Annotated in this window: 20 protein-coding genes; 9 read left to right on the top strand and 11 right to left on the bottom strand. The window is 70.6% G+C overall.

Annotation, left to right across the window (positions count from 1 at the left end; genetic code table 11):
* Positions 1-228 precede the first annotated feature (228 nt).
* Entirely contained in the window at positions 229-636 is a 408-nt protein-coding gene (locus ACYVO6_RS13025; RefSeq protein WP_461060569.1) for a CoA-binding protein, read from the top strand.
* Between the two features lie 23 nt (positions 637-659).
* Here ACYVO6_RS13025 and ACYVO6_RS13020 read toward each other — a convergent pair whose 3' ends face one another.
* From ACYVO6_RS13020 to ACYVO6_RS13010, 3 genes are all read right to left on the bottom strand, one after another.
* Positions 660-1,475 carry a VOC family protein gene (locus ACYVO6_RS13020; RefSeq protein WP_461060568.1) on the bottom strand — a complete coding sequence of 272 codons (816 nt, stop codon included), beginning with the start codon at positions 1,473-1,475 and terminating at the stop codon, positions 660-662.
* A 33-nt stretch (positions 1,476-1,508) separates the two neighbouring features.
* A complete protein-coding gene (locus ACYVO6_RS13015) occupies positions 1,509-3,779 on the bottom strand; it encodes a catalase (RefSeq protein WP_461060567.1) in 2,271 nt (756 codons plus the stop codon).
* A gap of 100 nt (positions 3,780-3,879) precedes the next feature.
* Positions 3,880-4,059, bottom strand: a complete 180-nt coding sequence (locus tag ACYVO6_RS13010) for a hypothetical protein (RefSeq protein ID WP_461060566.1) — start codon at positions 4,057-4,059, stop codon at positions 3,880-3,882.
* A 126-nt stretch (positions 4,060-4,185) separates the two neighbouring features.
* On the opposite strand from ACYVO6_RS13010, the gene ACYVO6_RS13005 reads away from it, so the two are divergent.
* Positions 4,186-5,733, top strand: a complete 1,548-nt coding sequence (locus ACYVO6_RS13005; RefSeq protein WP_461060565.1) for an FAD-dependent oxidoreductase — start codon at positions 4,186-4,188, stop codon at positions 5,731-5,733.
* Between the two features lie 10 nt (positions 5,734-5,743).
* Here ACYVO6_RS13005 and ACYVO6_RS13000 read toward each other — a convergent pair whose 3' ends face one another.
* Entirely contained in the window at positions 5,744-6,103 is a 360-nt protein-coding gene (locus ACYVO6_RS13000) for an ArsR/SmtB family transcription factor (protein WP_461060563.1), read from the bottom strand.
* A 17-nt stretch (positions 6,104-6,120) separates the two neighbouring features.
* Here ACYVO6_RS13000 and ACYVO6_RS12995 point away from each other — a divergent pair, with 17 nt between their 5' ends.
* Positions 6,121-7,260, top strand: a complete 1,140-nt coding sequence (locus ACYVO6_RS12995) for a cation diffusion facilitator family transporter (protein ID WP_461060561.1) — start codon at positions 6,121-6,123, stop codon at positions 7,258-7,260.
* An 8-nt stretch (positions 7,261-7,268) separates the two neighbouring features.
* Here ACYVO6_RS12995 and ACYVO6_RS12990 read toward each other — a convergent pair whose 3' ends face one another.
* On the bottom strand, positions 7,269-7,826 hold the full coding sequence (locus ACYVO6_RS12990; protein ID WP_461060559.1) for a YbaK/EbsC family protein: 558 nt from the start codon (positions 7,824-7,826) through the stop codon (positions 7,269-7,271).
* A gap of 43 nt (positions 7,827-7,869) precedes the next feature.
* On the bottom strand, positions 7,870-8,442 hold the full coding sequence (locus ACYVO6_RS12985; protein WP_461060557.1) for a helix-turn-helix domain-containing protein: 573 nt from the start codon (positions 8,440-8,442) through the stop codon (positions 7,870-7,872).
* Between the two features lie 107 nt (positions 8,443-8,549).
* Between ACYVO6_RS12985 and ACYVO6_RS12980 the strand changes: the two genes are divergently transcribed.
* The gene (locus ACYVO6_RS12980) at positions 8,550-9,401 is read left to right on the top strand and encodes an EamA family transporter (RefSeq protein ID WP_461060555.1); all 852 of its coding nucleotides are present in this window, start codon (positions 8,550-8,552) and stop codon (positions 9,399-9,401) included.
* Here the strand turns inward: ACYVO6_RS12980 and ACYVO6_RS12975 are convergent.
* On the bottom strand, positions 9,398-10,189 hold the full coding sequence (locus tag ACYVO6_RS12975) for an acyltransferase (protein WP_461060553.1): 792 nt from the start codon (positions 10,187-10,189) through the stop codon (positions 9,398-9,400). The two genes, ACYVO6_RS12980 and ACYVO6_RS12975, sit on opposite strands and share 4 nt — an antisense overlap.
* A gap of 119 nt (positions 10,190-10,308) precedes the next feature.
* Between ACYVO6_RS12975 and ACYVO6_RS12970 the strand changes: the two genes are divergently transcribed.
* Positions 10,309-10,839, top strand: coding sequence for a gamma carbonic anhydrase family protein (locus ACYVO6_RS12970; RefSeq protein WP_461060551.1), 531 nt, complete (start codon positions 10,309-10,311; stop codon positions 10,837-10,839).
* Between the two features lie 197 nt (positions 10,840-11,036).
* On the top strand, positions 11,037-11,951 hold the full coding sequence (locus tag ACYVO6_RS12965) for a helix-turn-helix domain-containing protein (RefSeq protein ID WP_461060549.1): 915 nt from the start codon (positions 11,037-11,039) through the stop codon (positions 11,949-11,951).
* 49 nt (positions 11,952-12,000) lie between these two features.
* On the opposite strand, the gene ACYVO6_RS12960 is transcribed toward ACYVO6_RS12965, so the two are convergent.
* The 3 genes from ACYVO6_RS12960 to ACYVO6_RS12950 all read right to left on the bottom strand — a co-directional run bounded on the left by ACYVO6_RS12960 (position 12,001) and on the right by ACYVO6_RS12950 (position 14,137).
* Positions 12,001-12,816, bottom strand: a complete 816-nt coding sequence (locus ACYVO6_RS12960; protein ID WP_461060547.1) for an SAM-dependent methyltransferase — start codon at positions 12,814-12,816, stop codon at positions 12,001-12,003.
* A gap of 501 nt (positions 12,817-13,317) precedes the next feature.
* On the bottom strand, positions 13,318-13,539 hold the full coding sequence (locus tag ACYVO6_RS12955) for a hypothetical protein (protein WP_461060545.1): 222 nt from the start codon (positions 13,537-13,539) through the stop codon (positions 13,318-13,320).
* Positions 13,540-13,699: 160 nt separating this feature from the next.
* Positions 13,700-14,137, bottom strand: coding sequence for a DUF4442 domain-containing protein (locus ACYVO6_RS12950; RefSeq protein ID WP_352370778.1), 438 nt, complete (start codon positions 14,135-14,137; stop codon positions 13,700-13,702).
* A gap of 87 nt (positions 14,138-14,224) precedes the next feature.
* Between ACYVO6_RS12950 and ACYVO6_RS12945 the strand changes: the two genes are divergently transcribed.
* From ACYVO6_RS12945 to ACYVO6_RS12935, 3 genes are all read left to right on the top strand, one after another.
* A complete protein-coding gene (locus ACYVO6_RS12945) occupies positions 14,225-15,184 on the top strand; it encodes a hypothetical protein (protein ID WP_461060543.1) in 960 nt (319 codons plus the stop codon).
* Positions 15,185-15,248: 64 nt separating this feature from the next.
* A complete protein-coding gene (locus tag ACYVO6_RS12940; RefSeq protein WP_461060541.1) occupies positions 15,249-16,283 on the top strand; it encodes a hypothetical protein in 1,035 nt (344 codons plus the stop codon).
* 90 nt (positions 16,284-16,373) lie between these two features.
* Positions 16,374-17,681 carry an MFS transporter gene (locus ACYVO6_RS12935; protein WP_461060539.1) on the top strand — a complete coding sequence of 436 codons (1,308 nt, stop codon included), beginning with the start codon at positions 16,374-16,376 and terminating at the stop codon, positions 17,679-17,681.
* Between the two features lie 47 nt (positions 17,682-17,728).
* Here ACYVO6_RS12935 and ACYVO6_RS12930 read toward each other — a convergent pair whose 3' ends face one another.
* A complete protein-coding gene (locus ACYVO6_RS12930) occupies positions 17,729-18,574 on the bottom strand; it encodes a spermidine synthase (RefSeq protein WP_461060537.1) in 846 nt (281 codons plus the stop codon).
* Positions 18,575-19,007 lie beyond the last annotated feature (433 nt).

The raw sequence follows: 19,007 nt of genomic DNA, 5'->3' as shown, positions 1-19,007 counted from the left end.
AGTTGTGCGTGAGATGAGTTGTGCGTGAATCGCACTCAACTCATAAGACTCCCGGCGTCTCGCCATCGTTCCACGGAACCGGACAGTCCGCACATCTACACATGTGCGAAGCAGGGTTCCTCCTATGGGTCGACCGGACCCTGGCTCACCGAACGCGGGGAATCACCGCTCCCCGCCCGCTGTTGCCTGCCAGAGCAGGCACCGCACGAAGCCCCAAGGAGGCCGAGCATGTACGGCGACTCAGCAACGGTCCGCAAGATCCTCACCGAGCTCGGTGATACCTGGGCGATCGTCGGACTGTCGACGAACGAGCGCCGGGCGGCCTACGGAGTCGCCGCCGTCCTCAAGCGCTATGGCAAGCGCATCGTCCCGGTGCATCCGAAGGCCGAGACGGTCCATGGGGAGAAGGGGTACGCGTCGCTGTCGGAGATCCCCTTCGACGTGGACGTCGTCGATGTGTTCGTCAACAGTGACCTGGCCGGTCCCGTCGCCGACGACGCCGCCGCCATCGGCGCCCAGGCCGTCTGGTTCCAGCTGGGCGTCATCGACGAGGCGGCGTACGAACGGACTCGCGCGGCGGGCCTCGACATGGTCATGGACCGCTGCCCGGCCATCGAGATCCCGCAGCTCGGCTGAGTCCCGCGACCGCAGGCTGGTCCTCAGCGGTTCTTGCGCGACGTCACAGTGAACTGCGCCCCGTCGGGATCCCGGAGCACCGCCTCCGTCGGGGGCGTCTCCGTGTGCGATGTGCCGACCCGGACGACGGTGCCGCCGTGGGCTCGCGCGGCGCCGACGCAGGCCTCGACGTCGGGGACCGCGAAGTGGATCTGCCAGTGCGGCCGGATCGTGGGATCCGGCGCCGCCTCCACGGCGCCGGAGTGGATCCTGGCCACGATCTCGCCCTCGCTGCGCAGGACGACCTCGTCCGCCTCGTAGTGGACCTCGCAGCAGCCGGGTCGCGGGGAGGCCCACTCGAGGACCTCGCCGTAGAACATGGCGGCGTCGAAGGCGTCGCGGGTGTGCAGTCGTACGAAGGCGGGGGCGGCCCGGCGCCAGGACTCCCAGCCGGAGATGAGCCGGCCCTCCCAGATGCCGAAGACCGCTCCGTCGCGGTCCGCGAGGAGAGCGGCCCGGCCCGGCGGGAACGCGATCGGGCCGACCGCTGTCGTGCCGCCACGTTCCTGCCCCCGGGCCACTGCCTCGTCGGCGCTGGAAACGGCGAAGTAGGGAGTCCAGGCGACGGCCATCTGCCACATCGAGGCCACGGCCGCGATGCCCGCGACCGGCACATCGTTGGCGTACGCGATCCGGAACCGGTCGCCCAGCGGGACCGACCGGAACTTCCAGCCGAACACCGCGTGGTAGTAGTCCTCCGCGGCGGCTTCGTCGCGTGCCGTCAAGCTGACCCAGCACGGGGCGCCGAACACCGACTGACTGGAGATGACATCGTCTTGAACTGTGGTGTCGCGGTTCATGGCCGTTCCGTCCTGGCTTCCTGACCGGTGTGCTCAGCCGCCGGTGCCGAATCGCTCCCAGACGCGGTGCTCGCCCAGCAGCCGGGTGATCTGTTCCAGGGCGCTCGTGCCGCTGTTCGCAGTCACGACGCCCGGCGCACCGGCCGGGACGCCCGCGGCGTCCAGGGCGGTTTCGGCACCCGCCCAGCCGCCGATGGCCTTCCCGTGCCGGTAGGCCTCCGACAGCATCAGAAGCACCCGCGGATCCGTGGCTGCCTCCGTACCAGCATCTCCCGCCTTGGCGTCCCGCGCTCCGTAGGCGTCGCTCCCGGGGCCCGGAGCGCCCGCCAGCAGGACGGCGTCGTACTCCACCGACCGGGCCGTGGCGAAGGTGCGCTGCACCTGGACGGGCTCGCCCTCCGCGTCGAGCTTTCCGCCGGCCGGGGCGATCACCAGCGGGACCATGCCCGCATCCAGGACCGCCCGGCGCACGGTGCGTACGCCGTCGAGGTCGCCGCGTTCGTCGGTGACGATGCCGATGACGCGCCCGTCCAGCGGCCAGGTGTGGCCCAGCTGTGAGAGGGCGGGGCTGGGGTCGACGGCCGTCAGGGAAACGGTGGCCTCGGGTGCGGGCAGGCCGAGACCGGTGGCGACCTGCCCGCACAGTTCGGGGTCGATGTTGGCGAGCACCTGGAGCCCTCGCTCCTTGACGGCCTGCTCGTAGCACTTGCCCAGCTCGAAGGTGTACGCCGCGATGATGTGCTCGCGCTCCACCGGGGACATGCTGCGCCAGAAGAGCCGGGGCTGGCTGAAGTGGTCCGAGAAGGAGGCCGGGGCCTCGCGTTGCTTCCGGCCGGCCGGCACCTCCACGGGCGTCTCGATGTACGCGCCGGTGTCGGCGCCCGCGAGGAACGGGCAGCCTCCGTCCAGGGAGTTGGGCCGGTAGGGCGCTGTTCCCGTATGCACGGCCGTCTGGTGCATGCCGTCCCGGTGCATGTCGTTGACCGGGGCGTGGGTGCGGTTGACGGGGAGCTGCGCGAAGTTCGGCCCGCCCAGGCGGGAGATCTGGGTGTCCAGGTAGGAGAAGAGCCGGCCGGCCAGCAGCGGGTCGTCGGTGATGTCGATGCCGGGCACGAGGTGGCCGGGGTGGAAGGCGACCTGCTCGGTCTCGGCGAAGAAGTTCGACGGGTTGGCGTTCAGCGTCAGCAGGCCCACAGGCTGTACGGGTGCCAGCTCCTCCGGGACGATCTTCGTCGGGTCGAGCAGGTCGATGCCCTCGAAGGTCTGCTCGGCGTTGTCCGGGAAGGTCTGGATGCCCAGCTCCCACTGCGGGCAGGCGCCGGCCTCGATGGCGTCGGCGAGGTCGCGCCGGTGGAAGTCCGGGTCGATGCCGTTGATGAGCTGCGCCTCCTCCCACACCAGGGAGTGCACGCCGAGCTTCGGCTTCCAGTGGAACTTCACCAGCGTGGTGGCGCCCTCGGCGTTGACCAGCCGGAAGGTGTGCACGCCGAAGCCCTCCATCATGCGGAACGAGCGCGGGATGGCCCGGTCGGACATGGCCCACAGCGTGTGATGGGTGGCCTCGGTGTGCAACGTGACGAAGTCCCAGAACGTGTCGTGGGCGCTCTGCGCCTGGGGGATCTCACGGTCGGGGTGCGGCTTCCCGGCGTGGATGATGTCCGGGAACTTGACCGCGTCCTGGATGAAGAAGACCGGGATGTTGTTCCCGACCAGATCGAAGGTGCCCTCGCCGGTGTAGAACTTCGTCGCGAAGCCCCGCGTGTCACGCACCGTGTCCGAGGAGCCGCGCGAGCCGAGCACTGTGGAGAACCGTACGAACACCGGGGTCTCGGCCTCGCCGGTGAGGAAGGCCGCCTTGGTGACCTTCGCGGCGGTGCCATAGCTCCGGAAGACGCCGTGCGCGGCGGCACCGCGCGCGTGCACGACCCGCTCGGGGATGCGCTCGTGGTCGAAGTGGGTGATCTTCTCCCGCAGATGGTGGTCCTGCAGCAGCACCGGCCCGCGCTCACCGGCCTTCAGCGAATGGTCGGTGTCGTAGAGCCGGGCTCCCTGGGCCGTCGTCAGGTAGGCGTCACCCTGGGCGCTGGTGGACGGGTCGGCGCCCGTCGGTCGTCCTGTAGGGCTGACCGTCTCGGGTGCGCTCTGGTCGGGTTTGGGCGGGAGGGGTTCGTGGGGTTCGGTCGGTTCGGCGACCGACGGCGTGTGGGCTCCGGGCTTGCCGGGCACGCCGTCCACCGGGCCGTCTTCGCGCAGTACGTCGCCTGCCTTGTGCACTGCGGCCTTCAGCGGGTTCTTGTCGCTCATCGCACTTCCAAGAGATCGGGGAGTGTTCTGCGCCGCCTGGGTACCCCCGACCGAACCCTTGAACCAGCCCGCCTTCGCCAACCCGTGCCGCGCGGAGCGATCAGTCCTCGCCCAGGATGATGTTGCTCTGAAGGTCCGCGGGCTCCTGCTCGCCCCACTGTTCCCTGCGGGCTTCACGGCGAACTGAAGGAACAGCGCGCGCACTGTTTTTGGGCCTGCGCTCCGCGATCACCGGCTCGACGCCGGCCGACTCGATGTCCGCGCTGGTGCCGGGTTCCATGAGGGCACCTCCTACGTCTTCCGCTCATGGCTCCGAGTACCCGGCGCGCGCGTTCGAAACGGCGGTGCGGTCCGCGCCCGGGCCGGGCGGACGCTTCGGCCCGCGGTTCGGGGGGACTCGGGGCTCATGACCGAGAAGGCAGACATCCGGGGCTCGTACTGGATGGACACGGCGCCCGGTGAGACGTATCCGCCGCTCGACACGGATGTGACCGTCGACGTGGCCGTGGCCGGCGCGGGCATCGCCGGACTCAGCACGGCCTGGGAGCTTGCCCGCGCCGGGCGCGGCGTCGCGGTCCTGGAGGCCGACCGCGTCGCCGCGGGCGTCACCGGCCACACCACCGCGAAGCTCTCCGTCCAGCACACGCTGATCTACGACCGGCTGCGCCGGACCCGTGGCCCGGAGGCGGCGCATCTGTACGCACGCTCGCAGACCGAGGCGATCGAGCACGCCGCGGCCGTCATCGACGAGCTGCGCATCGACTGCGACTGGGAGCGCAGGAGCGCGTTCACCTACACCCGGGACGAGCGCCGGACCGACGAGATCCGCGCCGAGGCGGAGGCCGCCCGCGAGGCCGGCCTTGACGCGGAGTTCGTGACCGAGACCGGCCTCCCCTACTCCGTGGCCGGCGCGGTCCGTGTCGCGCACCAGGCCCAGTTCCACCCCCGCAAGTACCTCCTCGCCCTCACCGAAGATCTACGAGCCCGGGGCGCCCTCGTCCACGAGCGCACCCGGGTCCTCGGCCTCGAAACGGGCGACGCCTGCCGACTGACGACCGAGACCGGGGCGCGGGTGACCGCCGGCCATGTCGTGATCGCCACGCACTATCCGGTCTTCGACCGGGCCCTGCTGTTCACCCGGCTCTCCCCGCGCCGTGAACTCGTCGTGGCCGCGCCGATCGCCGCGGACCGGGATCCCGACGGCATGTACATCACGCCCGAGGAGGACACCCGCTCGGTCCGCACCGCCCCGTACGAGGACGGCCGACGGCTGCTGATCGTCACCGGCGAGCACTTCACCCCCGGCGCTGGAGACACCGACAAGCGGTTTGCACGCCTCACCGACTGGGCCGAGGAGCACTTCCCGGGCATCACGCCCACGTACCGGTGGGCCACGCAGGACAACGACTCCACCGACACCGTGCCGCTCGTCGGCCCGCTGCCCCCGCTGTCACGTCACGCGTACGTGGCGACCGGCTTCGGCGGCTGGGGGCTGAGTGGCGGCATCATGGCCGGCCGGCTGCTGGCCGGGCTGATCACCGGCGACCGCCCACCATGGGCCGGGCTGTACGATCCGCGGCGCCTGCGTTCCGTACTCCGTGAGGCCCCGTCCTTCCTCAGGCACCAGGCGAAGGTGGCCCGGCACTTCGTCGGCGACCGCCTCCCGCCGTCGCACGCCGACACCCTGGCCGACATCGCGCCCGGCACCGGCGCCGTCGTCCGGCACGGCGGACAGCGCTGCGCGGTCCACCGCGACGAGGACGGGCGCCTGCACGCCGTGTCCGCGAGGTGTACGCACATGGGGTGCCTGGTCGCCTTCAACTCCGCTGAGCGCGCCTGGGAATGCCCGTGCCACGGCTCGCGCTTCGACACGGACGGCCGGGTGGTACAGGGCCCGGCGACGCACGCCCTGGAGCAGCGCGACGTCCACGAAGAGGAGCCGCAGGAGGACTGACCGGTCGGGCTCAGGCGTGCGTCGGCCGGCCGCTCAACCGGTGGTCGGCGAGGTTGAGCGCCTCGTCCACGACCCGGCGCAGATGGCCGTCCCGCAGGGAGTAGATCACCCGGCGGCCCTCCTTGCGGGTGTTCACCAGGCCCGCGAGACGCAGCCGCGCCAGATGCTGGCTGACCGCCGGGCGGGCGGCGCCGCACCGCTCCGTGAGCGTCGTGACGTCGGCCTCGTCGTCGGCGAGAGCGTGCAGCAGGGCCAGCCGGGTGCGGTCGCCGAGGAGGGCCAGAACTTCGGCGGCGAGGGCGAACTGCTCCTCGCCGGGGGTACGCGGATGCGCATCCTGCGCAGATGATAGGTGCATGCGTGCGCTCATACGCACATAATGGCTCCGTGGGCCTCGCCGAGTCCACTCCCGCGTACGGAAAGGGGACTCTTGTGAGCGCCGAGCACCACAGCCACGGCCACGGCCATCCTGAGCACAGGCATCACGATCACGGGCACGGGCACAGCGGGCACGACCACGAGCACGGGCATCGCGGGCGCCTCTCCCGTCCGCTCCACCGGCTGAGCCACCTCCTCACCCCCCACTCCCACGAGAGCGCCGACAAGGTCGACGCCGCCCTGGAGTCCTCCGCTCGCGGCATCCGGGCCCTGTGGATCTCCCTGTCCGTGCTCGGCGTGACCGCCACGGCGCAGGCGGGCGTCGTCATGCTCTCCGGTTCGGTCGCACTGCTGGGCGACACCGTGCACAACGCCGCGGACGCGCTCACCGCCGTACCCCTCGGGATCGCCTTCGTGCTGGGCCGGCGCGCGGCCACGCGGCAGTTCACGTACGGCTACGGCCGGGCCGAGGACCTGGCGGGCCTCGTGATCGTGCTGACGATCGCCGCGTCCGCGGTCTTCGCGGGCTGGACGGCGATCGACCGGCTGCTCGATCCGCGCCCGGTCCAGCACATTCCGGTGGTCGCCGCCGCGGCCGTCATCGGCTTCGCGGGCAACGAATGGGTGGCCCGCTACCGCATCCGCGTCGGCCGCGCGATCGGCTCGGCCGCGCTCGTCGCGGACGGTCTGCACGCGCGCACCGACGGCTTCACCTCGCTCGCCGTCCTGCTGGGTGCGGGCGGCGCGGCGCTCGGCTGGCAACTCGCCGACCCCATCGTGGGGTTGGCGATCACGGCAGCGCTGCTGGTGGTGCTGCGTGACGCCGCGCGCGAGGTCTTCCGCCGGGTGCTGGACGCGATCGACCCGGCGCTGGTGGACCGGGCCGAGCGCGCGCTGCGGGAGGTGCCGGGCGTGCAGGCTGTCGGCGAGCTGCGGCTGCGCTGGATCGGCCACCGGCTGCGGGCCGAGGTGGCGGTGGTCGTGGACGGTGACGTGACCGTACGTCAGGCGCACCGCGTCGCCGTCGAGGCTGAGCACGCCCTGCTGCACGCCGTTCCCGGGCTCACCGCGGCCCTGGTCCACGCCGACCCGTCACCCGCGCCCGGCGAAACGGATCCCCACCTTGCCCTGGCCCACCACACGGCGTGACCTGCGCGTCAGGCGACGCCGAGCCCCTCCAGCACGACAGCGTTCGGCAGTTCCGCGAACGCCTTCCCCGGCACCAGCAGCTTCCCGCGCCGACGGCCGCTGCCGACCAGGACGTACGGCAGATCGACCACGGCCGAGTCCATCAGCACCGGCCAGTCGGCAGGCAGCCCGATCGGCGTGATCCCGCCGTACTCCATCCCGGTCTCGCCGGTGGCCGTGTCCATCGGCGCGAACGACGCCTTGCGCGCGCCCAGTTGACGCCGGACCACGCCGTTCACATCGACCCGGGCGGCGGAGAGCACGACGCAGGCGGCCAGCGTGCTCTCCCCGCCGCGCTTGCCCGCGACGACCACGCAGTTGGCGGACTGGTCGAGGAGTTCCGGACCGTAGTGCTCGAGGAACGTGGCGGTGTCGGCCCAGTCCGGCTCGGTGTCGACGTACACGATCTGCTCGGCGGGGACGTTGCCGCGCCAGTGGCGTACGGCATCGGCGACCGGGCGGGTCAGTTCGTCGAGGCAGTCGGGCGCGGGCGTGGCGTTGTCGAAGTGTCCGATGGGTGCACGCATGACCGCACGCTAACAGGCGTACGGACGGCCTTCGACGGGTGTCTCAGTGCACGCCCGGGACCGACACGGTCATGACCATCTCCAGCGGTACGTCGCCCGAATTGGCATACGTATGGGGGACGTTGGCCTCGAAGGAGGCGCTCGCGCCCGCGGGGACCAGGTGCTCCGTGCCGTCGACGGTGAGCGTCAGCTCGCCCGCCGTGACATGGATGAGCTCGACCGTGCCGGCCGGGTGCGCGTCCGAGGAGCTGCCCTCGCCCGGCATCAGCAGCCAGTCCCACATCTCCAGCGGGCCGGGTGCCTCGGTGCCCGCGAGGAGCCGGTTGTAACTGCCGGCCTCGGTGTGCCAGAGCCGTACGGCCTGCTCGGCCGGGACGATCCGGACCTTCGGCCCCTGCTCGTAGTCCAGCAGCGTGGTGATGCTGATGCCGAGGGCGTCGCCGATCTTGACGACGGTGCCGAGGCTGGGGTTGGTGCGCGCCTGCTCGATCTGGATGAGCATGCCGCGGCTGACCCCGGCGCGAGCGGCGAGCGTCTCCAGGGTGAAGCCGCGCTCGCTGCGCCAGCGCTTGACGTTGCGCGCCAGGGACTGGGTCAGCAGGTTGAGGTCCGACACATCACGTCCAAAAGTTTGCGTCCAATATTCTGAATGACAGAGTTCAATACTTTGCACTACGGTGTGGTGCACCCGTTTGTTCACTGCACTGTACTGCGAGGCATCCCGTGACAGCACTCTTCGCCCTGGCCACCAGCCTTCTGTGGGGGCTGGCCGACTTCGGCGGCGGGCTGCTGACACGACGTACGCCGGCGCTGACCGTGGTGGTCGTCTCGCAGTCGATCGCCACCGTCGTGCTCGGGGCGATCGTCGTGGCGACGGGTGCCTGGAGCGAGGCGGGTCCGCAGCTGTGGTTCGCGGTGGCGGCCGGGCTCGTCGGTCCCATCGCGATGCTCGCCTTCTACAAGGCACTCGCCCTGGGGCCGATGGGCGTCGTCTCGCCCCTGGGCTCGCTCGGCGTCGCCGTCCCGGTGGGGGTGGGTCTCGTCCTCGGCGAGCGGCCGGGGCTACTGCAGTTCGCGGGGATCGCGGTCGCCGTCGTGGGCGTCGTACTCGCGGGCGGCCCGCAGTTCAAGGGCGCCCCCGTGCAGCGGCAGGCCGTCCTGCTCACCCTGCTCGCGGCGTTCGGCTTCGGCGCGGTGATGGCCCTGATCGCCGAGGCCTCGACCACCCTCACCGGCCTCTTCCTCGCCCTGTTCGTCCAGCGCGTGACGAACGTCGTCGCGGGCGGCACAGCCCTGTACACCGCCGTCCGCCGCGGCACCGAGGCTCCCCCGAAGGTCGAGCCCGCCGCGCTCCCGGCTCTCGCCTTCGTCGGCCTCGCCGATGTCGCGGCCAACGGCACGTACTCGCTGGCCGCCCAGAACGGCCCGGTCACCGTGGCGGCCGTACTCGCCTCGCTCTACCCGGTGGTCACGGCCCTGGCCGCCCGCGGCATCCTCAGCGAACGGCTGCGCGGCGTCCAGGCGGCGGGCGCGGGCCTGGCCCTCGTCGGCACCGTACTGCTGGCCACCGGTTAGGAGTCGGCGCGTACGTCCCCGACGGCGCCCTCCGCGCCCAGCGCGGCGAGGCGGGCAGCGGTCTCGGCGTCGAGCTCGGTCAACGCCAGCAGCTGGTCCGGGGTGACGCCTTCGGGGATCGGCACCGGGGCCGGCGTACGCAGGGGCGGCTGCCAGCCGTCGCCCGGCGACCAGCGGCGTACGACGCGTGCCGGGGCACCGGCCACCACCGCGTGGTCGGGCACCACTCCGCGCACCACCGCACCGGCCGCGACCACGACGTTCCGCCCGATCCGCGCCCCGGGCAGGATCACCGCACCCGTCCCGATCCAGCAGCCCGAGCCGATCTGAACCGGCTCCATCCGCGGCCACTGCTTGCCGATCGGCTCGTGGGGATCGTCGTACGAGTGGTTCGTGGACGTTACGTACACATAGGGCCCGAAGTAGCAGTCGCTGCCGATCGTGACCGTCGTGTCGGCGATGACATGGCTGCCGCGGCCGAGCACGACACCGTCGCCGATCCGCAGAATGGGATCGGGGCCGAGGTCGAGATCGGGCATCAACCCGGCGGTCAGCGTGACCTGTTCGGCGACGATGCAGTGGGCGCCGAGATGGATCCACGGCTCACCGAAGACCGTGCCGAGCGGGAAGGCGAGTCTGGTACCTGTTCCCATCGCGCCGAAGCGGAACCGTCCCGGGCTCTCGGCGCTCACGGATCCCGTGCGCTGCACCCAGGCCCAGCCCGCATGCACGGCGCGCTGGACGAGGCGGCGCCGCCATGACGAGAACGTGTTCCTGCTCCTGGGCACCCGCTCACCGTACTCAGCGGGCGCCGCGCCCAAGAGGTCGTACGCCTGTGATCTTCGCCCCACCCCGCCCCCGGACCGATGGCTTACGGTGCCGGTATCGACGAGACGAGGAGTTGACGATGACGCACAAGGCGCTGATAGCGGGCGTGGGCGGCAAGAATCCGAAGGTGGATCAGGAGGCCTTCGCCGCCCCCACGTCCGTGGTGCTCGGCGATGTGACGCTGCACGCGGGCGCGAGCGTCTGGTACGGCGCGGTGCTGCGTGCCGAGTTCGAACCGATCGTCATCGGCGCGGGCAGCAACGTGCAGGACAACTGCACGCTCCATGTCGACCCCGGCTTCCCCATCACCGTCGGAGAGCGCGTCTCGATCGGGCACAACGCCGTGGTCCACGGTGCCACCGTGGAGGACGACTGTCTGATCGGGATGGGGGCGACCGTGCTCAACGGAGCGGTGATCGGGGCGGGTTCGCTGGTCGCCGCACAGGCGTTGGTGCCGCAGGGGATGCGGGTGCCGCCGGGGTCGCTCGTCGCCGGCGTACCGGCGAAGGTGAGACGAGAGCTGACAGCGGAGGAACGTGAGGGGATCTCCCTGAACGGCTCGGTGTACGTGGAGCGGGCCAAGACGCACCGGGAAGCGCACGCGGGGTAGCGGCAGTCGGCGGTCAACCGGGCGGCCGGTCAGTCGGCCGCCGGGGCGGCGTACCCGCTGACGTGGACGGCAACGGCGCTGCCGGCGATCCGCTGGGTCTGCGTCAAGTCGATGATCAGGTACCGGTCAGCCCTTACCATGGCTAACCTCAGCGCTTTCACGCGTGCAGAGTTGCGTTCACCGCAGGGAGAATGCCCATGGGCACCACAGAGGCCGCACATTCACCGTCCGACAGCGAATTCCTGAACGGCCCGTCGGCCGGGTCGGCCGGGCCCATGGTGCCGCGCCTCGTGTTGGGTACGCGGCTGCGCCAACTGCGGGAGGAGCAGCAGATCTCTCGCGAGACCGCGGGCCATGTCATCCGCGCCTCACAGTCCAAGATCAGCCGGCTGGAGTGCGGTCGCCACGGGTGCAAGCTGCGTGACGTGGCCGATCTGCTCACGCTGTACGGAGTCACGGACCAGGCCGAACGCGCCACCTTGCTGGCTCTGGCCGAAGAGGCCAACACCCCCGGCTGGTGGCAGGCCTACAGCGACGTGGTGCCCAGCTGGATGCAGGCCTACCTGGGAGTCGAGCAGGCGGCCACGCTCATCCGCAGCTTCGAGGTCCAGCGTGTCCCCGGCTTGCTGCAGACCCCCGACTACGCCCGCGCCGCCCTCCGCCTCGCCCATCCGGATACCTCCGCGGACGAGCTGGACCGGCGGGTCACCCTGCTGATGACCCGCCAGCGGATCCTGCACCGGGAGCGGGCGTCTCAGCTCTGGGCCGTGCTCGACGAGGCGGCGCTGCGTCGTGCGGTGGGCGGCAGGAGCACGATGCGCGCCCAGCTCCAGCACCTCATCGAGGTCTCTCAACTCCCGCAGGTCACCGTCCAGATCATGCCGTTCCGCGCCGGCGGCCATGCCGCGTCCGGCGGTCCGGTCAGCATCCTGCGGCTGCCCGGCGGTCAGTTGCCCGACGTGGTCTACCTCGAGCAGCTCGCCAGCGCCCTCTACCCCGACAAGCCGGCCGAGATCGAGTACTACTGGGGCGTCATGAACCGCCTGGTGGTACAGGCCCAATCACCCGAGGCGACCCCCACGACCCTGCATCGGATCCTCCAGGAGACCTGACCTTCGGAACCTTCGGACGCGGATCGGCAGGCCGTGCGGCCGGCGAGCTTCAGCGTTTGAGGGCGACGCCGCCGTACTGGTGCACCTCCGCCGGAAGGCCCCAGGCGCTGGTGTCGGGACGCCAGCGCGAGCAGGACGCGACACCGGGTTCGATCAGTTCCAGACCGTCGAAGTAGCGGGCGATCTGCTCGGGGCTGCGGAGGATGTACGGGATCGAACCGCCCTCGTTGTACTGCTGGATGGCCGTGACGTAGTCCTCGCTGGTGTTGGTGCTGTCGTACTGCACCAGGTAGCTGCCGGAGGGCAGGGCGTCCACCAGTTGCCGCACGATGGAGCGTGCCTCGTCGTAGTCCTCGATATGGCCCAGGATGCCCATCAGCATGAGAGCGATCGGCTGATCGAAGTCCAGCGTCTTCCCGGCTTCCCGCACGATGGTGCTCGGCTCGCGCAGGTCGGCGTCCACATAGTTGGTGACGCCCTCGGGGGTGCTGGTGAGCAGCGCGCGGGCGTGTGCGAGCACCAAGGGATCGTTGTCGACGTAGACGATCTTGCATTCGGGGGCGACCCGTTGGGCGATCTCGTGGGTGTTGTCCACGTTGGGCAGACCGGTGCCGATGTCCAGGAACTGCCGGATGCCCTCCTCGGCGGCCAGATGCCGGACGGCGCGGGCCAGGAAGTACCGGGCGGCACGGGCTCCGGTCTCGATTCCGGGGAAGATCTCGCGGAACGCGTCACCGGCTACGCGGTCGACCTCGTAGTTGTCCTTGCCGCCCAGCCAGTAGTTCCAGATGCGGGCCGACTGCGGCACAGTGGTGTCGATCTTGGAGAGCGCCTCCGGGTCGGAGATGTTCGGCTCATCAGTCATGGACGCTCCTGTGTGTAGTCGCTGCGGGAACCGCAAACCGTCGGATACCAGCCGTGGCGCCCACGTTATTCTCCACGGCTCGGCCCGGGTAAGTTCACGGGTCCCCAACTGCCCATGTTTCGCTGATCATTGGCTGGTTTCCCGCTGATCACGGAGCGCCGTCGGTGCGGGGACGCCACCGTGCGTGGCGCCCCGGAGAGGACCCGGGGCGCCCGCCCAGCGCCGCGGTGGCCGCTTTCTTACACCGCGGCGATGCCGGCCTCGTCGCCGGAGGGGCGAAAGAGGCAAGCCAGTGGCCCTGGGGACCTTCGTTCGCGAGCCGCCCTTCTGGCTCACGCCCGGCCCCGGGCCTCGCCGCCACCGTGGGCCGGTGACGTGAAGAACCATAGTGGCCTGTGTGACGGGTGAGGCAACATCGCTGGGTGCTGCGTCAGTTCCTCGTAAGGAGTGGGGCGGCGGCCACCGTGGGGAGTCCACCGTTCTGGGACGGATGGGGCTGTTCTAGTCGCGTACGTCCAGGCGGCTGATCCCACCGGCACCGCCCATCCGGTGGAGTGCCCGCGCCCGGCGGCGGGCGTCGCGGATGCCCTGTGTGGCGGCCGACTCGATTCGGTGGGCGTCCGCGGTCGTTTCGAGGCGTCGGCTGTCCCGCCGGATCAGCACGACCGTCGCCCAGGCGACGAGCCCGAGCAGAGCGACCCCGACGATCACCACGAGCACCATCGCAACCCCCGTTCACGGCCGGCCTTGCGCTCCGGGCCCCGGAAGCGCGCACCCTGCGTCCTTCCATCGTGCGGCCTCCCCCGGTACGAATCACCGCTCGCCGTCGGCAGTTTCGTACCCGGGAATCTGCCAGGACTCGGCAACTAGGCCGCGAACGAGCTCAGTTGTTCGGGCGCAGCGTCCAGACAACCGTCATCTCACCGGTGACGGCACCGTCCTCCCGCTGGATGGCGACGGCCACCGGGAACTCGGGGCGCTTGCCGTCGTCGAGCTCGGCGACGACGTCGGCGATGGGACGGCCGAGCGTCGCGGTGGCCGTGACGGGCCCGCGCGCAAGCTTCTTGTACGCGATCTCGGCACTGACGGCGAGCGGTACGGCGCGTGTGAGCTGGTCCCCGAAGGCGGCGAGGACGACCGCCCCGCTCGCCGACTCGCCCAGCGTGAACATCGCTCCGGCGTGCGGCCCGCCGACGTGGTTGTGGAACTCGCTCTGGTCGGGCAGGGCGAGGACGGCCTTCTCCGGTGTGGTCTCGAGATACTCGAGGTTCAGGGTCCGGACCATCGGCACCGTGGCGGCGAGCATCTCGCCGATCGACATCTGGTCTGCGCTCATGACCGCCACGTTACCCGCGAGTAGCCTACCTGGCCAGAAGCCGACGATGTGATCGCAGTACCGTTACCGCCCATGTGGCCAGGAGAGCAGCCGCCGGCCGGCGAGCAGCCCAATCCGTACCAGCAGCCCGGTTATCAGCAGCCGAGCCCGTACCAACAGCCTGGCTATCAGCAGCCGAATCCCTATCAGCAGGGCCAGTGGACGGCTCCCACCGTCCCGCCGGGCGGGCCCACGCCTCCACAGGGCGGCGGTGGCAACAACAAGACGAAGCTCATCGCCATCGTCGCGGCGGCGGCTGTCGTGGTCGCCTCGGGCGTGACCGGATTCGTCCTGCTCGGCGGCGACAAGGAAGACAGGGCCGAGCCGGATCCCGCCAAGTCCAGTGCGCAACCCACCAGTTCGGGCAACCCACGCGGCTCGGACGGCGAACAGCCGACCGTCGCGGGCTGGAAGGCCGTGGTGAACCCCAAGACGGGCATCGCCTTCGACGTGCCGGCCAACTGGGCGCTCGAGTCCCCCGACTGGGTCTCGTACGTCACCGAGGACGACGATCCCGAGGAGAAGCCCCTGGCTGCCATCGCGGCTCCGGCATTCCTCAAGTCGAAGTGGTGCGGGACGGACGAGGACAAGGACGGCAGCGTGGACTACACACCGCTGGCGGGCGCGGGCACCCGGGGCAACAACGGCGCCAGGAGTACCGAAGAGATCGCTCGCGCCGACTCGAATGCCTGGGTCTACGGGGCGTACACACAACCGGAGAAGGCGAACATCGACTCCGAGGCGGTGGAGTCGTACACGACGAAGTCCGGCATCACGGGCAGTGTGGGCACCGCGTGGTCCACGGGTGTGAAGAAGTCGGGTAAGTGTGACAGTGACGGCAAGTCGACCGTGTTCGGCTTCAAGAACGCCGACGGTGACTTCGTCTCCTGGTCGTTCCACGGCGCAAAGGGTGTATCAGGGGAAGTACCGGACGCAACGGTGAAGAAAATCCTCAGCACCGTGCGGCTGTACACGGACCCGTCGGAGTCCTGACCGGTACAGCGCTGACGAGAGCCAGTGACAAAAACGTGTCCCCACGCCGCTAGGGTGGGCGCACATGTGGCCAGGACAGCAGCCGCCCGGGGGCGAGCAGAACCCGCAGGACCCGAATCAGAATCCGTATCAGCAGCCGGGGTACCAGCAGCCGAATCCGTATCAGCAGCCCGGATATCAGCAGCAGCCCAACCCCTATACGCAGCCGCCCGGTCAGCCGGGCTGGAATACGCCCACGCCCGTGGATCCGCTGGGCGCTCCCCAGCCGCCACAGGGCGGCGGTGGCAGCAACAAGACGAAGGTCGTCGCGATCGTCGCGGCCACCGCTGTCGTCGTCGCGGCCGGTGTCACCGGTTTTCTGGTCCTGGGCGGCGACAAGGACGACACGGCGAACGACTCCGAGAAGAAGAGCCCGGCCGCCACGGCTCCCGCGTCGAAGAAGCCGAGTGCGCCCGCATCCGGTGGTGGGGAGAATCCGCGCGGCACCGAGAGCGAGAAGCCGACCATTCCCGGCTGGAAGGTCGTGGTGAACCCGCGGTTCGGCACCGAGTTCGATGTGCCCGCCGACTGGGAACTCGACAGCGCGGGCACCAGCGTCGGCTTCGAATGGGAAGAGAAGGGCAAGATGGACCGGACCACCGTCACGGCTCCCGCCTATCTCAAGTCCAAGTGGTGCTCGGACGACTCCGACAAGGACGGCCGCGAGGAGGACACCGCTCTCGCCACCGCCGGTACGCGTGGTGAGAACGGCGCCACAACCACGGATCAGGCGGCCGAGACCCGAGTGCCTTGGTGGATCTTCGGCGGCTACACGCAGCCCGACAAGAAGAGCGTCAAGCTCACCAAGCCGCAGCCTTTCAAGACGACTTCGGGCCTGGAGGGCAGCGTCGCGACGGCCTATTCGCAGAACACGCCGCAGAACGGAAAGTGCGACTCCGAGGGCAAGGCCATCACCTTCGCGTTCAAGAACGGCGCTGGTGATTTCGTCACCTGGAATCTGTACGGCGCCAAGGGCGTCGACGGCGAGATTCCGGAGGCGACCGTTCAGAAGATCCTCAAGACGGTACGCCTCACCGATGCCGCTCCCACGGATTCGTAGCTTGGCGGGCTTTCCGGGGTTCTGGGGGTTCTGGGGGTTTCGGCGCGATTGGCGATTGGCAAGTCGGGGCGGTGACGCGATAGTTCACCAGTGACCAGTCCCTCCGCCGCCGCCCCGAGACGCCCGCGCCGCCCCGAATGGGCGGGCCGCAACTACACGCTGCTGACCGCCGCCTCGGTCGTGACGAGTCTCGGCAGCCAGGGCGCGCTGATCGCGGCGGCGTTCGCGGTACTCGACGCGGGTGGCGACGGCGGCGACGTGGGCCTGGTGGCGGCGGCCCGCACTCTCCCTCTGGTGCTGTTCCTGCTGATCGGCGGCGCGGTCGCGGACCGGCTGCCGCGGCATCGGGTGATGGTCGCGGCCAACACCCTCAACTGCCTTTCGCAGGGGGCCTTCGCGGTCCTCGTACTCACCGGGGAGCCGCGGCTCTGGCAGATGATGCTCCTGACCGCGCTCGGCGGCACCGGCCAGGCGTTCTTCGGCCCCGCGGCCGAGGGCATGCTGATGTCCTCCGTCAGCGGCGAACAGGTCGGCCGCGCCTTCGCGTTGTTCCGGCTGGCGACGCAGGGGTCCGGTCTCGGCGGCGCCGCGGTCGGCGGGGCCATGGTGGCGGCGATCGGACCCGGCTGGGTGCTCGCCGTGGACGCGGTGGCGTTCGCGGTCGCCGGGTCGCTTCGGGCCTTCCTGGACGTGAGCCACATACCGCCGCGCGAGCCGGGCGAGGGCCTGCTCGCCGACCTCCGGGACGGCTGGCACGAGGTCGTCGGCCGCCCCTGGTTGTGGTCCATCGTCGCGCAGTTCTCCGTCGTGGTGGCCGTGGTCGCCGCCGCCGAGTCGGTGTACGGACCGCTGGTCGCCCGGGACCACCTCGGCGGGGCGGCGCCGTGGGGGCTGGCACTCGGCGCGTTCGGCGCCGGGAACGTCGGCGGCGCGATCCTGATGATGCGCTGGAAACCGCGCCGCCTGCTGCTCGCGGGCACCCTCTGCGTCTTCCCGCTGGCCATGCCGTCGGCCGCGCTCGCGGTGCCCCTGTCGGTGGCCGGGCTATGTGCGGTGATGTTCGTGAGCGGTGTGGCCCTCGAGGTCTTCGGGGTTTCCTGGATGACCGCGCTGCACCAGGAGATCCCCGAGGACCGGCTCTCCCGCGTCTCGGCCTACGACTGGTTCGGCTCCGTCTCCATGGTCCCGCTGGCCACGGCCCTCGCGGGCCCGGCGGAGGAGGCCTTCGGGCGTACGGCCTCCCTGTGGGGGTGCACCGTGCTGGTCGTCGTGGTGACGGCGGCGGTGTTGTGCGTGTCCGACGTACGGAACATGACGCGGCGTACGAAGGAAGTGGTGGTGGGAGTGCCAACGGCGAGTGAGCCGGCGGGATGGAAGCGCCCGGCCGACGGATCGTGAAGGGCGTGACCGGCGTGATGGGCGTGCCGGTTGCCCTGAAGACCGTGTCAGCCGATGCTGAACGCGCCGTCCGGTGGTTCGGGCGACGGCACCGCGTTCTCGTCCCGTACGGGCTCGGCGTCCCCCATGAAGTCGCGCAGCGCGGCCCCGTGTTCGATGCGGGCCGGGAACGCGTCGGCGGCCGTACGGCGGGCGAGGGTGGCCGTGTCGACGGGGTGATGGGCGGCGACGAGGATCGCGTTGCCGAACCGGCGACCGCGCAGCACGCCCGGCTCTGCGATCAGCGCCAGTTCCTCGAACACCGTGGAGAACGTGGCGAGTTGGGAGCGCAGGAAGGCGAACGGAGCGGTGTCGGCGAGGTTCGCCAGATAGACCCCGTCGCCGCGCAGGACCCGCTCGGCGGCTCGGGCGTACGCCACCGACGTCAGGTGCGCCGGGACGCGTGAGCCACCGAAGACGTCGGCGATCACGACGTCGACGGAGTCGGCGGCGGCGGTTTCCAGCCAGGTGCGGGCGTCCGCTGCGTGCAGCGTGATGCCGGCGTCGTCGGGGACGGGAACGTGCTCGGCCACCATGTCCAGCAGGCCTTGGTCGGCCTCGACGACGTCCTGCCGGGACCCTGGCCGGGTCGCGGTGAGATACCGGGGCAGGGTGAGTGCGCCGCCGCCGAGGTGCAGTACGTCTCGCGGAAGACCCGGTTCCGCGAGGGTGTCGAGGACGTGCCCGAGCCGTCGCGCGTACTCGAACTCCAGGTGCGTCGGCGCGTCCAGATCGACGTACGACTGCGGAGCGCCGTTTACCGTCAGCAGCCAGGCGCGCTTCCGGTCGATGTCCGGAAGCAGCTTGGCGGTTCCGTGATCCACGGGGCGGGTCACGGGTATCCGTTCGTCCACGGGTGCCTCCGGCGGTTGGGTTCGTTGTTGGGTGCGGGTGCGTTGTGGCTGGTCGCGCCGTTCCCCGCGCCCCTGGGGTCCGTGGGTGGGTCGGGGCCGTGGGCCGGTGCGTCAGCCCGTCGCAGGCGGGGCGTACGGCCCTTGCTTGGTACAGGGTGCGGGTTTCCTGAGACAAAACCTACGCGACGGGCATTTGACGCACCGGCCCACGTCCCCTCCCGCCGGTGGAAGGGTGTGGGCACGTGGTGGCTGGCGAGCATGAGGGCGGGCGGCTCCGGGAGCGCCCCTTCAGGGGCGCGGGGAACTGCGCGACCAGCCACGACGGGCCTGCAGCCGCGACACGACTCTCACCCCCACCCCCTTGGGGGGTCTGGGGCGCAGCCCCCAGTTTCGGGAAGGGGCGGGCCTGGGGAAAAGAACCCCTCCCCCACCC

The sequence above is a fragment of the Streptomyces pseudoechinosporeus genome (genome assembly GCF_054783935.1).
The sequence above is the reverse complement of the archived record's forward strand: the minus strand, read 5'-3'. Positions and strand labels throughout refer to the sequence as shown.